The following is a 13065-nucleotide window of genomic DNA, read 5'->3' as shown; positions in this document are numbered from 1 at the left end:
GCAGCTTGCTGCTCTACGAGCGTCAGACCACGGCAGGCTGCCCCGGACCATCAACCACGGGCAGTTCGATGGTGCGGTTGCCCGGCGTGAGAATAACCTTCCGGCATTCCTCTTCTTTCTTGTCGAAAATCTTGTAGCCCTCCGCCGCCTGCTCCAGCGGCAGACGGTGGCTGATGATGGCGTCGGGCACCAGCGCCCCGGTCTCGATGTGCCCCAGCAATTCGGGCAGGTAGCGTTGGACATGGGTTTGCCCCATGCGGAAAGTCAGCCCCTTGTCGAAGGCGTCGCCGAACAGGAAGCCATGGATAAAGCCCGAGTAGACCCCGGGCACGCTGACCACCCCGCCGCGGCGGACCGCTGCGATGCATTGGCGCAACGCCTTGCCGCTGCTGCCTTCAAGCTTAAGGGTAGCCAGAATGGTCTCGGTGGTACTGCCCTTGGCCTCGAACCCTACCGCATCGACCACGCCGTCCACGCCTCGCGAGCCGGGTGTCTGGCGAATGATGGTGTCGGCCGGGTCGTCGTCTTCATCGAAGTTGATCGGGATGACCCCGTAGGTGCGCTGCGCATAGGCGAGGCGGTAGGGGTGATGATCGACCATGAAAATACGCTCAGCGCCGAGCATCCGTGCCACGGCCGCACACAGCAGCCCGACCGGCCCCGCACCATATATGGCAATGCTGGCGCCGGCGCCGATCTCGGTGTTTTTCACCGCCTGGAAGGCAGTGGGGAGTATGTCAGACAAGAACAACACTTTTTCGTCGGCCAGGGTGCCAGGCACCTTGAAGGGGCCGGTGTTGGCCTGGGGCACTCGCACATACTCGGCCTGGCCGCCGGGTATGCCGCCATACAGGTGGCTGAAGCCAAACAGCGCCGCACCCGGCGGGATCGCCTTCTTGTTGAGGATAGCGCCGCGCCCGGTGTTGGTGGTTTCACAGGCGGCGAACAGGTCATGCTGGCAGAAGAAACAGCTGCCACAAGCAATCACGAACGGGATAACCACGCGGTCGCCGCGTTGCACCGCCGTCACGTCACTGCCCACCTCTTCGACAATGCCCATAAATTCATGGCCGAAGATGTCGCCGTGCTCGGTTTGTGGAATCTTCCCGCGGTACAAGTGCAGGTCGGAGCCACAGATTGCCGTCGCGGTAACCCGCAGGATGATGTCGTCGGGGGCGTTAAGGGTCGGGTCCGGAACCGTATCGACTTTCACGTCGTGGGCGCCGTGGTAGGTAAGTGCTCGCATGATGTCTTCAGCCTCGGATGGTTGTCAGACAATCGAGAGAGCCGGGCATCGGTTAGTTCAACTTAGATTCCGGACGGCGCCTGCCTATCCGACCGTCCGTTTCTGGCCGATAGCGGATATAGAGGCGCGGCAGTCAGAGGTATTTCTTGAACGTCGACCCAGTGATCGCGACCATCCAGCCCAATACCCAGGCGCAGGGTACCAACACCCAGGTGGGATTGATTGACCAAGGCATGGACAGGTAGATGATCCAGGGCGTGAGCAGTAGGGGAATGAGCAGTCGTTTGGCTCGATGATAGACAAAGCTGCTTTCACGGCCGGCACTGAATCTCCGCAGGTCACGGCGCATCAACCCATCCACACCCCCAGTCACCGCCGCCATCAGGAACAATGGCATCGACAGTACCAGCACGGCAACGCGGACCACGAACGTGAGGAGGGTAAATAGGGCCGCGACCAGGTAGTCTTGCAACCCGACGTACAGTTGCGCCGCTGCCCCCGGAATGCTGTCCTCCTGGCTTAGCTTCGTCATATGCAGCTGGAGTTCGCCCCAGCCGATGCTGACGAACAACCACTCATTGATCGCCTCGAGGATTCGGCCAACGGCTGCGGCAGGTTGCGCAACGATCAAGGACTGTTTGAAGTTCGCACTCAGCCAGCCCAACTCGCTCTGCCACATGACCTGACTGTGGTGCCAGCCTTGATCGGGCCAAAACCACACCATGCCGGCAAACTCCAGCATGATTGAAAATAGCATCGAGCCAAACAGCACGCCCAGCAGCCTCAGGCACAGTTCGACGGTGGCGAGGATAAGCCCGGGTTTTCGCGGTACAGGTGCTTGGTTGACCGGCGTGGTCGGCATGGATACCTCGGCGCACGTGGCATTTCATCCGGTGATTCAGGATGGGCGCTTGCGCGTTGGCGGTGGCGTTTCGGGGTTGAAATCAACCGTGGGTGCGCCGCCGGCGCTGGTCCACCAGTTGCCCGCGTTGGCGTTGTACGACTCGCGCATGTGATTGGCCAGCTCCTGCAGATCCTTGGGCATGGCGTCATCGTTGGAGGGTAGGGGCAGTGGCATGCGTACCTTCCACAGCTGTCCGCCTTCCTGGAAGGAAAACATCTGCCCCTTGGGCAGGCTGACGATATGCGCGGGCTCAATCAGCGGCACGGCGGTGCTGCTGACGCGGTCCTGGGAGGATGAGGTGAAGTCCGTATGGGCGTCCGGGTCAGCCGTGTCGGTGGCCCCGGAGACCAGCGTGCGCGTCTGCACGTTGACCTTGGGCAACTGGTTGGTCAAAAGCTCCGCTGTCGCAGTCTCCCGCACCCGCAGCATCTGCAGGGTGTTGAAGTTGCCGATCACCTGGCCGGCCTTGGCGCGGTTGCCGATGCGCGCCTCGATATCGCTCAGCGTCTGGGTGTAGGCGGTGACCTGAATACCCGCGCCGCCGCCCTTGTTGATCAGTGGGATGAACTCGTCGCCCATCAACTCGTTGAACTCGTCAGCATGCAGGTTGATCGGCAGCTTCTCCGTCGAGCTGTAGACACCGGGCAGGCCATGGTCCACGCCATGCTTGTAGATGTGCCCCGCGACCGAGACCAGATCGGCGAACATCGAGTTGCCCACGGCCGCGGCCACCTCGGCATCGGTCAGTGCATCGAGACCGACGTAGACGATGCCGCGTTTGCGGATCACCTGCAGCCAGTCGAAGATGGGCCGTGGATCGTCCAGGTCGGTGTAGTTCGGGGCCAGCAATTGCGCGGTCTTGCCGCTGGTTAGCTTCTCCAGCAGCGGCAGCAGCGAGGCGACGATCTTGTCGAAATAGGTGCGGTCGTAGCGCACCGCCGAGCGCAGGCCATCCATCACCGGATCGAAGATGCGCTTGGCGGCCAGGTACTGCTCGATGGCGACCACCCGCTTTTCCCGGCCGATCATGTGCCGGGGGATGTTCTTTTCATTGAGCCGTCCCTCGATCTGCACGATAGTGTCCCACGCCTGGGGATCATGGCGGGCGAAAAACTGCTGCGCGTACTCGATGAACAGGGCGTCGATGTTAACCACGTGGCGCTGGATCTGCAGATAGTCTGGGCGCCGGCCCAGCTCGATCAGCGCGCGGGCAATGATGTTGACGAAGCGCCAGGCGAATTCGCGGAATGCCGCTGAGTTGCCTTCGCCGCTCAATTGTCCGGCGATACGGGTGGCGACTTCGGAGATGCGACCGAAGCGGCCGATGGCGTTGTAGCGCGCGGAAATCTCCGGCCAGCCCAGGTGAAACACGTAGAACTCTTTCTCGCGCCCGGCGCGGCGCGCCTCGACATACATGCGCTTGAGCAGATCGGCATCGCCCTTGGGGTCGAAGACCACCACCACTTCCGGCTTTTGCCGATGGATGTCCTGGGTGATGTACACCTCGGCCAGGCGAGTCTTGCCCACTCGCGTGGTGCCCAGCACCAGGGTATGGCCGACACGCTCACCCAGCGGCAGGCTGGCCTCGCATTCATGGGGCTCGACGCCGTGCAGCAGCGGGGAGCCGCCCACCGGTGGCAATGGCCGTACCGGGTTGAAGGGACTGTCCCAGGCGGTGAGCTGGGCCAGGCGGGAAAGAGCAAAGGGGGCTTTTTCCAACGCCCGCTCCAACCGGCGCGCGCACTGGTAGGCCGCGGACTGATTCACATAGGGAGCAAGGGCAGGGTCCTGGGCTTCGACCAAGCGTTGGGTATGCAGGCGTGTCCAGCGGAAACCGCGGCCCATAAACAGGCGCTTGTTGCTGACCGGGATCTGCCGGCTGGTGAGTAAGTAGCGCGGCAGGCAGCGGATGTTGCGCCGATAGCACAGCACGACGCGGGCTTCATTCAGGCGCTTGAGGCCAAAGGCGGTGTAGGCCACCGCCATGCCAGCGCCAATTTCAGACGAGAGCGCCACCGCCCAGGGCGAGTGCAGGCACAGTGCCGCAGCGCCCGCGCACACGCCGACGGTGTACAGCTCCACGGCGGGCCGCAGCAGGGACTCCATCGCGTGATCGGTCATGGGTTGCCCTCACTGTTCCAAGGCGGTTGGCGTAATCAGCACGGGGTAATGCTCCAGTTGCAGGCGCGCGGCGATGTCATCACCGCTGACCGGCCAGATCGGTAGCTCCGGCGCTATTGCCTGGATGCGCTGCAGCGTCCCGCTATCCGTAACTTCCACGGCCAGACCGCTGGCGCCCAGCGCCTGTAGGGCTTGGGCATGTTCAGCCAGCCATTGCAGGGAAAGCGGGTCCTGCCCGACCAGAAACAGGGGTGTCATTCTCGGCATATCCAGCATTCTGCGCGTGACCGGGCCTGGGCTCAGCTGACTGCTGTGGATAGGCAGGACCCAGCTCAATAGGCGTGGGACGGGGGCTGCGGACGTTGGTTCGTCGGCCTGGGCCGCCACGCCGTACCACAGCCAGCACAACGTAATCAGGGCAATGATCCGTACAGGCGTCATGGTTGGTTCTCCAAATTGAGGGCAGCCGATGCGTCGACCCGCTGCCAATGGCGGATGAACTGCGCGCGATAGCGGGCCGCAGGCTCGCCTCCGGCTGGCCGGTGATAACGACCGGCGGCTCGCACCCAGTCGCCGGCCGCCTCGAAGTGTTCCTTGAGCAGGGCGGCAGTGACCGTGAGGTTGGTCCGCGGATCAAGGGCGTCACAGGCGCTGGCATAGCGCTCGGGGTGGTAGCCGAGGTTGGTTTGGCCCAGGCCAACATCGATGCGCCGAGGATCCTGGCGGGTGAGTTCGAGCATGAGCGCGGTGCACGCCTGCTGACGATTGGCGAAGCGCTGCGGGTTGCCGGCGACATTCAACGTCCAGGGCCAGGGGATGGTCTGGCCGCGCAGCCGAGTACCACTTTCCTGCAAGGCAACCGCGAACAACACCGAGGAGGGAATGCCGGCCTGGGCGGCAATCACTTGGTAGGCCGGCGGGGGTATCACCTCGGCGCCTGCGTGGGTGCCAAGCCCCAGCGCCAGGGCGCATATCAGTCGACGCGCTGCCATTGTCCGTCCACCTGTTGATAGCGTGCCGGCAGGGGGCGGCTGGCGCCGAGGCTGAACCAGCGCCCGCGGTCATGGTTGAGGGTGATCTGCCCGCTGCTGACCTGCGCGGCGGTGATGCCCGCTTGGCGCGCCCAGTGCCGGATCGCTTCATCCTTGCCCTGGCTGCCGACCAGGTACACATCCAGCTGCGCGCCCTGTTTCGTCAGTTGCAAGGCCCGGGCTTGGCAGGCTGGGCACTGCTCTTCGACGAAGAGCGCGTAGCGGGTGCTGGTTGACGTATTGTCCACGCTGCTCATGCCCTGTACGGGCTGCAGCCCGGGGAACAGCCGCGCCCACGCGGCGGTGTACGCCTGCTGGTAGGCCAGTTCGCGCTCGGCCCGCTTGGCTTCCAGGCGCACTTGCAGCTCGGCATAGCGCTGCCGCTCCTGATCGGACTCCGCCTCCACTCCCAGGGTGGTCAGCGGGTCCAACTGCGGCGACCAATAGCGCCGGGGGCCGTTTTGCAGGTGTTCAAACTTGACCCATTCATCGTCAGTCAGTCCCCATGCCTGCGCGGCAGTGGCCTGGCGTTGCTGCAGCTGCTTTACGTCGCTGTTGCGTTGGCTGGGTTCGGAGACTTCCTGGTCCGCCGCGGCAACAACGGCAGCGTGCAGGCTGATGGGCAACAGGAGCAGGTTGATGAGAGCGAACAGGCGCATGGCAGCGTCCTCAGGGTAGGGGTAAGCTGCGGTCGGCATGCCCCGCGACCTGGAAGACGGCCTGGTCGGGCTGGGTCTCACGCAACTGCCAGCCATCCAGGCTCTCGCCCGGCTGCAGCAATTGCACGGCGGACAGCGAACGTGCACCGGTCGGCAGAACCGACACGAATCGGGCGCTGCCACGCGTCTCGATGCCAAGCACCGACAGCGGCGGCTCGGCAGGGCGCGGTGATTTCACCCTGGGCTTTGGCATCGGGGCGGGTTCAGTGCGGGGCCGGGGTTGAGCCTGTGCCGCGAGCAGGGCCTGCACGTGGGCAAGGTCCCCCTCGGCTTTGTCGAGTCGTTGCTGCCAAGCCGTGAATACCTCGCTGCTGGGGGCATTGGCTGTTGATTTCGACTGCTCGGCGATGGCAGCGTCGAGTTGGTCGAGTTGCTGCCGGTTCGCCGCCTGGGTGGCTGTGACGGCCTCCTGCTGGCTGCTCAGGTCGCGCAGCTGTGCCTGCAGCTTTGCCTGACCATCGCGGAGCAGATCCAGATCCCGCCGCAGAGCTGGGGTAGGATCGGGCTGGGCCTGTGCAGCTACTGCGACCATGGCCGCGAGTTGCTGATGATGGTTGTAGGTCACCGCCGCCAGCAAGGTCGCGCCGATGCACAGGGCGCCGATCAACAGGTCATGGAAGGTCTGTATTTTCATGGGACGAGCCCCAGCGTGCCGACCGGTGCAGCAGGTGATGGCGACCGCAGTGCATAGCAGACCGAGCGATTGAGTGGGTCGACGCTGAGTTCCCAGGCCGGTCCACCGAGGATGGTCAGCGCATCGATCAGGGCCATCGGGCCGATCTGGTAGTGCACCGCCGGTAGCGGCCGGCTGAACAGCAGCGCCTGCGGCGGGACATCCGGGCACAGCGAAAAGCCCGAGCGCTGCAGCACATGGCGCAATGCCTCGCCGACATCACTGCGCAGCGCCGGCGGGATACTGACCTCGACCATCTGCAGCAGCGGTTGGCGTTGTTCCAGCGTCGGCCGGGCGCTGACCAGGGTGTAGCGACCTTGCCGCACCCAGTCAGGTGCTTGGAGCGTTTCCGGCACCAGCGGCTTGGCGGGTGTCGCGGGCTTGTCCGGGGATGGTATTGGGCCGGGAGGGGGCGCAGCATGGCTGCAGCCCGCCAGCTGGGCGGCAATGACCAGCGTGAGCATGAGTGGACGATGCATGGCGATGCCTCAGGGAAGGTTGCCGCTACCATGGCGAAAAGGGCGGCTGTCGCCCCACCGATAAAGCGATTCCCGCCCACGGCAATTCGCGCCCAATAAAAAAGGCGCCCGTAGGCGCCTTGCATCAATTATCGGGAAAAACGGGTAGCTCGGGCAGCCGTCGGGCGTCTGGATCAAACACCAGGAAACGCACGTCGGCTTGCCCGGCCAGCAGCAACAGTTCGGTCAGCACCGCTGGTACCTGCTCGTCACGCAGGCGCGCCAGGACCTCTGCGCGGCTGGCGACACACTCAGAAGCGTTGCCGCCATCCTGCCAAGGCGTCGAATACAGCTTGCAGCCGATGGCATGGCTGTCGAACAGCTCGAAACACTCGAAGAAGCCGGACGCGATGCCGCGCCAGGTGCGCTCCTCCAGCAGTTTGAGCTCCACAGGGGGCAGGTGCGCCGAGCTGATTTCCCAGCTACGGCTGTAGTGCCCTGTGGCAAAGGTCAACTGCGTGATCACCGCTTGCGCTGCCTCTTCGCTGGGATAGTCACCCAAGTGGGCGGACTGGCCGAAATGGTCGGCGACGACCGTGTAGACCACCGCCACCACCGTGCCGTCGTCAGTGCAGTGCGCGACGGCTTCCCTGACCAGGGTTTGCCCCCGGGTGATCAGCACGAAGTCATCGTTGAATATGCAAGGCTGGCGGTTGATGTCATGGTCCGGCAGCTGCGCCTGCGAGTCATGCAGGGGCCGGTAGCAAGGCTCGCAGTACTCTTCGTAGATAATTTGGATAAGGCGTTCACAGCGAAAGGATTGGTAGCCGCGAACGAAGGGGGTGGACGTAAGAGGATGCATGACTGCTCTCCAGCGGAAGTTGAGGCCACCCCATGCAGGCGGTGGCGTCGGGACGACGGTTCAGATCCAGCCAAATTCGGCCAGGGACAACGGACGGCCTTCGCCGATGATGATGTGGTCCAGGACGCGGACCTCCACCAGGGCCAGGGCCTCGGTCAGGCGTTGGGTCAGCACGCGGTCGGCGTTGCTGGGTTCCGGGCAGCCGGAAGGGTGGTTGTGGCTGAAGATCACGCTGGCGGCGTTATGCTCCAAGGCCTTGATGACTACTTGGCGTGGGTAGACGCTGGCGCCATCAATGCTGCCGAAGAACAGCTCGTCGAAGGCGAGCACGCGGTTACGCGAGTCCAGGCAGAGCAGGGCGAAGATCTCCTGCCGGTAGGGCGCCAGACGCAGCTTCAGGTAGGCCGCGGCATCGGCAGGCTGGATAAGCAACTCGCCGCGTTGGAAATAACGGCGGTCGAGCAACTGCAGGGCCTGCTGAATCAGCGCATCTTCGTTGACGCGCTGGATCACAGCGGGATCGACGGAGTCGACCAGGTTCAGGGTGGTGTTCATGGGACAATCCTCGTAAAGCAGGAGCGCCCCTAGGGGGAGAGCCCCCATTGGGTAGGTATCAGCAGTTCAAAGCCGGGTGAAGCGATGCCGCGTACCGTGCAAGCGGCTGCAGCAGACTTCGCAGGGCAGGGGCGAAAAGTCCTGGATGCCGATGCCGGTCTCAGGATCGAAGTCGGCACTCAAGGGCAGCAGGGCTTGCAGGCCGGCGCGCATCCGGGTGATGCGCTGGTCGACCTCAGCCTCGCTGTAATACAGCGACAGCGCGCTGAAGTCGTCATAGGCCACTGCCTGCAGGCAGTCCTCGCAGAGCCAGTAGCTCTCCATGGCAACCTCCGACACAGGTGGAAAAAAAAGGCGCTCGTGCGAGCGCCTGGTGGGGTGGGTCAATCGCCTTAGGCAGACTGACGCGCCTGTGTGGCGGTGCGACGGCTGTTGCCAGCCGGGGCTTGACGACGGCCGGTGCTGGCGCGGGAAGTGTCGTCTGGCGCTTCCTCTTCACCATCGGCCTCATCAGCCTGCTGCTCCGGTTCAGCTGGAGCAGGGGCTTCAGCACGGGGTGCGGCCTTGTAGGTCAGTTGGCCATCGACCTTGATCCACTCGATGAAGATCAACCGACCCTTGAGGCTGGCACCCGGCAGGCCTTTGCGCTCACCTTTTTCATAGGTGAAGGCGTCGACCCACAGATCGCCAATGCGAAAGGCCAGCAGCACCTTGCGATCGGCCTTGACGTCTTCCAGGTGCTCGCGGATCAGACGTTCCGCTTCACCGCCGGCGACCTTGCAGTCGAAGCGGGTGTACTCGACGTCATCCGAGGCACCGTGCAACGCGGCAATGTCGCAGGCCATGAACGGTTGCCCACGACGTACCGGGACTTCGCGAATGCGGTTCAGGTAGCCAATGCCTTGGGTGTGCAGGTTGAAGTAGCTGGTGGGTGCAGCGTTGTGTGCGGTAGCCATGGTGAATCTCCTGTTTGCAAGAAACGCGGATATCCACCAGCCCTGGCGGGAGGTGAGTTCCGCAAGGGGAGGCAAGTGGTCACAGGACCGGTCGAGGAGCGCTCATCACCGAGGGATCGGTGACCGTGCGAGCTGCCGAGCGCTGATCGCACTGGGGAGGAACCACCCGTAACGGGCGTAGCCTTCAAGGTTCTGGCTACCTAGGTGCTGTCATCGACAGTGAGGTGCAGTTCATCTATAGATCGAGGCGAATCCCGCGTCAACAGGGGCTTGAGCTCGTCTTCGGCGGCCGGAAACCGATGGTCTTCAGTGGAAAGTTGCCGACGAAAAAATAGCCCGACGGTCATCAGGCTAGGATGAGGAGGACCACCTTTGACCCAGTCCCTGACCGCGAAGTCCATCGCAAAACTGTCGCCGGTCATTCACTTGGTTCAACCGATCCTTGTCGTGGCCTGGATCGGAAACTGCTGGCACGCATCCGCGCACAAAAGGCGCCCAGTCTTTCGCCGGCGGGCACCGGTGCTGAGCATCATCGCCGAGGCGAATGACCCCTGGAGCCTGCAGCAAGCCACACGGGTCATCCGCCTGGAGGATCTATGACGCCGAAAAGCAATCACGGGGGAGAGGTGTGGCATGGCTCCGAACACGACGGTTCGACCGAGCTGCCCGGAGCGTATCGGTCTTGGTTCGCCAATTGGCGATGGGGCGCCTTCACTACAACAGCCTCGGCGGGAAGCGTCAAGGTGCCGGGCGCTGCTCAGGAGGAGCGGGGCTTGCGGGTACGCTTGGGCGCGGCCACCGGCTTGGTGCCCTTGCAGTCCGGATAACGCGAGCACGACCAGAAGGCACCGGTGCGACCTTTGCGCTGGCGCATGGCGCTGCGGCACACCGGGCACGCGGGGCCTTTGGCGGCGGCTGGCACGCGTAGGGTCAGCGAGGCGTGGCTCTGCACCAGTGGCGTGAGCCAGGCGGCCTGTTTGGCCAGGAAGGTCTCGACGTCCAGGTGGCCCGATTCGATGCGATCCAGCGCCTGTTCCCACAGGGCAGTCAACACCGGGTCGGCCACCTCCGGCGGCACCGCCTCGATCAACGTGTGTGCGGCGGCCGAGGCCGCCAGGCTGCGCTTTTTCTTCGCCAGGTAGCCATGATCGATCAGTCCCTGGATGATCGCCGCGCGGGTGGCCTCGGTGCCGATGCCGATGCTGTCCTTGAGCTTCTGCTTCAGGCGCGGGTCGGCGACCTGGTTGGCAATGGTCTTCATCGCCTTGACCAGGGTACCTTCCGTGTAAGCTTTGGGCGGCTGGGTGCGGTGCGCGTTGACCACGGCATCGAGCACGGGCAGCGACGCACCCTCGCGCAGCGTCGGCAGGCGCTGGCTCGGCTCGCCCGGTTCGCTGCCGTCGGCCTCATCGATCACCGCCCTCCAGCCGCGCACCTGGATCTGCTTGCCGCGTGCCTGCAGTTGGTCTTCGTCGCTTACGAGCAGCACCTGGGTTTTCAGGTATTCGTGGTCGGGCAGGAACTGCGCCAGGTAACGCGCGCGAATCAGCGCGTAGACCGCCTGCTCGCGCTCCGACAGTCGGCTCAGGTCGAGGGCCACGGCCGTGGGGATGATGCCGTGGTGGGCGGTGACCTTACTGCTGTTCCAGGCCCGTGAGCGTCGGCTCGGGTCGGCTTCCTTCAGCCATTGCCCCAGCGACGGCGCGCTGGCTGCCAGGGCGTGGAGGACGCGCGGCACCTCATCGAGCATGCTCTCGGGCAGGAAACCACAGTCAGTGCGCGGGTAGGTCGTGGCCTTGTGGGTCTCGTACAGCGCCTGCGCCGTGTTTAAGGTGTCCTGGGCGCCGAGGCTAAGCTTGGCCGAGCAGATCTCCTGCAAGGTCCCCAGGTCGAAGGGCAGCGGCGGTCCTTCACACACTCGCTCCACGTCGACGCTCGACACCCGCACCTGGGCGCGTTGCACCAGCCGCCGCGCCGCCCGTTGCCCGACGCCCTCATCGATGCAGCGCCCGCTGTCGTCGCAACTGCCCGCAGGCGGCTGCCAGCGCGCCAAAAACAGCATGCCCTCGGCCTGCAGCTGCGCATCGACCGTCCAGAACGGGCGGGGCACGAAGCTGGCGATGGCTCGATCGCGCTCCACCACCAGGCGCAAGGTCGGCGTCTGCACGCGGCCCACCGGCAGTACGCCATCGAAGCCGGCGCGGCGGCCGAGCAGGGTGAACAGCCGGCTGAGGTTGATGCCCACCAGCCAATCGGCGCGGGAGCGCGCCAGCGCACAGTGATACAGCGACAGCGTCTGCTCGCCGGGGCGCAGGGCGGCCAGTGCCTTGCGGATCGACGCCTCGTCCAGGGCCGAGAGCCACAGGCGCAAAACCGGCCCCTGGTAGCGGCAGCGCTCAAGGATCTCGCGGGCGATCATCTCGCCCTCGCGATCAGCGTCGGTGGCCACCACCACCTCGTTGCAGGTGCGCAGCAGTTGCTCGATGACCTTCAACTGCGCCGCGACCTTGGGCTTGGCGACCACTTGCCAACGGCTTGGGATGATCGGCAGATCCTCCAGGGCCCAGCGCTTGTACTGCGCACCGTAGGTCTCCGGTGGCGCCGTCTCCAGTAGATGGCCCACGCACCAGGTCACGGTCACCGCATTGCCTTGCAGGCAGCCGTCACCGCGGCGGTTGGCCTGCAGCACGCGGGCGATATCGCGGGCCTGGGAGGGTTTTTCGCAGATGTACAGGCGCATGGCTGGGCTCCCCTGATCAGATAGCAACAGGGTGCGGGTGGGGTGGGAAAGATCCAGCGCAAAGCTGAAACGGTGTGCCCTTATTTGCGCGCCATGTGCGCGGCCAGGCGCTCGACGGAGTCGAGGGCGAATTGCCGGTCCTCGGCGCTGAGCTTGTCGAGCAACGTCGCAAACGTCTGGGCCTGGTCCTGCGCACGGGGGCTGATGGCCACCAGCAGCTCGCCGGCCGAGCACTGGAAAATGTCCGCCAGCTGCAACAGCTTGGTCACCGACAGATCGACCAGGCCGCGCTCCAGGCGCGAGACCGCTTCGGCGCCGATCTCCAGGCGCTCGCCGAGGTCTTCCTGGGTCAGTTGGCGGGCGCGGCGCAGCTGGGCCAACTGGCGACCGATGTAACGTAGGCTAGGCTGTTTGGCGGGCAACGGGACGATCTCCAATTCGACCCATATGGTTGACCATCAACTCGCGCATATGAACGCCCTATGAGGTTGACTAACAACCTGCTGGGGCGTATTTAGCTGAGAAAGTGCGGTACGACCTGTCAGCACAAGGAGGCAACATGGACCGTTCCAATGACGCCGACATGACGGCGCTGGAGATCAAGGCCTACGAGCTGTTCCTGGCGACTCACGTGGAGCCGGACAACCTGCAGGCAAGGGAGGCGTTGGCCAGTTGGGTCAAGCAGAGCCCGGCGCATTGGCAGGCGTTCCGTGCCCTGGACCAGCACCTGTACGAGGTAGCCCTGCTGCTGGCGCACGCCCAGCACGAGCTCGCCCGCCAGCAGTAATCAAGGTGTGGAG

16 protein-coding genes are annotated in these 13065 nt (G+C 64.4%); 2 read left to right on the top strand and 14 right to left on the bottom strand.

Features of this window, described 5'->3' with window-relative positions; genetic code table 11:
• Positions 1-22 precede the first annotated feature (22 nt).
• From AC0SZ7_RS04975 to AC0SZ7_RS04920, 12 genes are all read right to left on the bottom strand, one after another.
• Positions 23-1246 carry a zinc-dependent alcohol dehydrogenase gene (locus AC0SZ7_RS04975; protein ID WP_475503312.1) on the bottom strand — a complete coding sequence of 408 codons (1224 nt, stop codon included), beginning with the start codon at positions 1244-1246 and terminating at the stop codon, positions 23-25.
• Positions 1247-1379: 133 nt separating this feature from the next.
• Positions 1380-2108 (bottom strand): TIGR03747 family integrating conjugative element membrane protein, encoded by a 729-nt coding sequence (locus AC0SZ7_RS04970; RefSeq protein WP_475503311.1) that lies wholly within the window; start codon positions 2106-2108, stop codon positions 1380-1382.
• 36 nt (positions 2109-2144) lie between these two features.
• A complete protein-coding gene (gene traD / locus AC0SZ7_RS04965) occupies positions 2145-4271 on the bottom strand; it encodes a type IV conjugative transfer system coupling protein TraD (RefSeq protein ID WP_475503310.1) in 2127 nt (708 codons plus the stop codon).
• Between the two features lie 9 nt (positions 4272-4280).
• A complete protein-coding gene (locus AC0SZ7_RS04960) occupies positions 4281-4712 on the bottom strand; it encodes an integrating conjugative element protein (RefSeq protein WP_475503309.1) in 432 nt (143 codons plus the stop codon).
• Complete coding sequence (locus tag AC0SZ7_RS04955; RefSeq protein ID WP_475503308.1) at positions 4709-5263, bottom strand: lysozyme family protein; 555 nt, start codon at positions 5261-5263, stop codon at positions 4709-4711. Before AC0SZ7_RS04955 ends, AC0SZ7_RS04960 begins: the two co-directional genes overlap by 4 nt.
• Positions 5245-5961, bottom strand: coding sequence for a TIGR03759 family integrating conjugative element protein (locus tag AC0SZ7_RS04950; RefSeq protein ID WP_475503307.1), 717 nt, complete (start codon positions 5959-5961; stop codon positions 5245-5247). The genes AC0SZ7_RS04955 and AC0SZ7_RS04950 overlap by 19 nt, the downstream gene beginning before the upstream one ends.
• Positions 5962-5971: 10 nt before the next feature.
• Positions 5972-6655: a hypothetical protein gene (locus tag AC0SZ7_RS04945; RefSeq protein ID WP_475503306.1), complete on the bottom strand. Its 684-nt coding sequence runs from the start codon at positions 6653-6655 to the stop codon at positions 5972-5974.
• Entirely contained in the window at positions 6652-7173 is a 522-nt protein-coding gene (gene pilL2, locus AC0SZ7_RS04940) for a PFGI-1 class ICE element type IV pilus protein PilL2 (protein WP_475503305.1), read from the bottom strand. The genes AC0SZ7_RS04945 and pilL2 overlap by 4 nt, the downstream gene beginning before the upstream one ends.
• A 124-nt stretch (positions 7174-7297) precedes the next feature.
• Positions 7298-8014, bottom strand: a complete 717-nt coding sequence (locus AC0SZ7_RS04935) for a DUF5983 family protein (protein ID WP_475503304.1) — start codon at positions 8012-8014, stop codon at positions 7298-7300.
• 60 nt (positions 8015-8074) lie between these two features.
• Complete coding sequence (locus AC0SZ7_RS04930; RefSeq protein WP_475503303.1) at positions 8075-8569, bottom strand: JAB domain-containing protein; 495 nt, start codon at positions 8567-8569, stop codon at positions 8075-8077.
• A 66-nt stretch (positions 8570-8635) separates the two neighbouring features.
• Positions 8636-8893, bottom strand: coding sequence for a hypothetical protein (locus AC0SZ7_RS04925; protein WP_475503302.1), 258 nt, complete (start codon positions 8891-8893; stop codon positions 8636-8638).
• Between the two features lie 68 nt (positions 8894-8961).
• Entirely contained in the window at positions 8962-9525 is a 564-nt protein-coding gene (locus AC0SZ7_RS04920; RefSeq protein ID WP_475503301.1) for an STY4534 family ICE replication protein, read from the bottom strand.
• A 372-nt stretch (positions 9526-9897) separates the two neighbouring features.
• Here AC0SZ7_RS04920 and AC0SZ7_RS04915 point away from each other — a divergent pair, with 372 nt between their 5' ends.
• Entirely contained in the window at positions 9898-10125 is a 228-nt protein-coding gene (locus AC0SZ7_RS04915) for a hypothetical protein (RefSeq protein ID WP_475503300.1), read from the top strand.
• A gap of 157 nt (positions 10126-10282) precedes the next feature.
• On the opposite strand, the gene AC0SZ7_RS04910 is transcribed toward AC0SZ7_RS04915, so the two are convergent.
• Positions 10283-12265, bottom strand: coding sequence for a DNA topoisomerase III (locus tag AC0SZ7_RS04910; protein WP_475503299.1), 1983 nt, complete (start codon positions 12263-12265; stop codon positions 10283-10285).
• Between the two features lie 80 nt (positions 12266-12345).
• A complete protein-coding gene (locus AC0SZ7_RS04905) occupies positions 12346-12687 on the bottom strand; it encodes a helix-turn-helix domain-containing protein (RefSeq protein ID WP_475503298.1) in 342 nt (113 codons plus the stop codon).
• A gap of 137 nt (positions 12688-12824) precedes the next feature.
• On the opposite strand from AC0SZ7_RS04905, the gene AC0SZ7_RS04900 reads away from it, so the two are divergent.
• Positions 12825-13052, top strand: coding sequence for a hypothetical protein (locus AC0SZ7_RS04900; RefSeq protein ID WP_475503297.1), 228 nt, complete (start codon positions 12825-12827; stop codon positions 13050-13052).
• The last annotated feature ends 13 nt before the right edge of the window (positions 13053-13065 follow it).

It is taken from the genome of Pseudomonas sp. JC1203 (assembly GCF_056175065.1).
Note: the sequence above shows the minus strand (reverse complement) of the source record. Positions and strands in the feature narration are given on the sequence as shown.

Bases quoted from the DNA above. Each gene is read 5' to 3' on its own strand.
- AC0SZ7_RS04975 (WP_475503312.1), bottom strand. From the start codon at position 1,246: ATGCGAGCACTTACCTACCACGGCGCCCACGACGTGAAAGTCGATACG.
- AC0SZ7_RS04910 (WP_475503299.1), bottom strand. From the start codon at position 12,265: ATGCGCCTGTACATCTGCGAAAAACCCTCCCAGGCCCGCGATATCGCC.
- AC0SZ7_RS04950 (WP_475503307.1), bottom strand. From the start codon at position 5,961: ATGCGCCTGTTCGCTCTCATCAACCTGCTCCTGTTGCCCATCAGCCTG.
- traD (WP_475503310.1), bottom strand. From the start codon at position 4,271: ATGACCGATCACGCGATGGAGTCCCTGCTGCGGCCCGCCGTGGAGCTG.
- AC0SZ7_RS04930 (WP_475503303.1), bottom strand. From the start codon at position 8,569: ATGAACACCACCCTGAACCTGGTCGACTCCGTCGATCCCGCTGTGATC.
- AC0SZ7_RS04945 (WP_475503306.1), bottom strand. From the start codon at position 6,655: ATGAAAATACAGACCTTCCATGACCTGTTGATCGGCGCCCTGTGCATC.
- AC0SZ7_RS04920 (WP_475503301.1), bottom strand. From the start codon at position 9,525: ATGGCTACCGCACACAACGCTGCACCCACCAGCTACTTCAACCTGCAC.
- AC0SZ7_RS04900 (WP_475503297.1), top strand. From the start codon at position 12,825: ATGGACCGTTCCAATGACGCCGACATGACGGCGCTGGAGATCAAGGCC.
- AC0SZ7_RS04960 (WP_475503309.1), bottom strand. From the start codon at position 4,712: ATGACGCCTGTACGGATCATTGCCCTGATTACGTTGTGCTGGCTGTGG.
- AC0SZ7_RS04970 (WP_475503311.1), bottom strand. From the start codon at position 2,108: ATGCCGACCACGCCGGTCAACCAAGCACCTGTACCGCGAAAACCCGGG.
- pilL2 (WP_475503305.1), bottom strand. From the start codon at position 7,173: ATGCATCGTCCACTCATGCTCACGCTGGTCATTGCCGCCCAGCTGGCG.
- AC0SZ7_RS04925 (WP_475503302.1), bottom strand. From the start codon at position 8,893: ATGGAGAGCTACTGGCTCTGCGAGGACTGCCTGCAGGCAGTGGCCTAT.
- AC0SZ7_RS04955 (WP_475503308.1), bottom strand. From the start codon at position 5,263: ATGGCAGCGCGTCGACTGATATGCGCCCTGGCGCTGGGGCTTGGCACC.
- AC0SZ7_RS04935 (WP_475503304.1), bottom strand. From the start codon at position 8,014: ATGCATCCTCTTACGTCCACCCCCTTCGTTCGCGGCTACCAATCCTTT.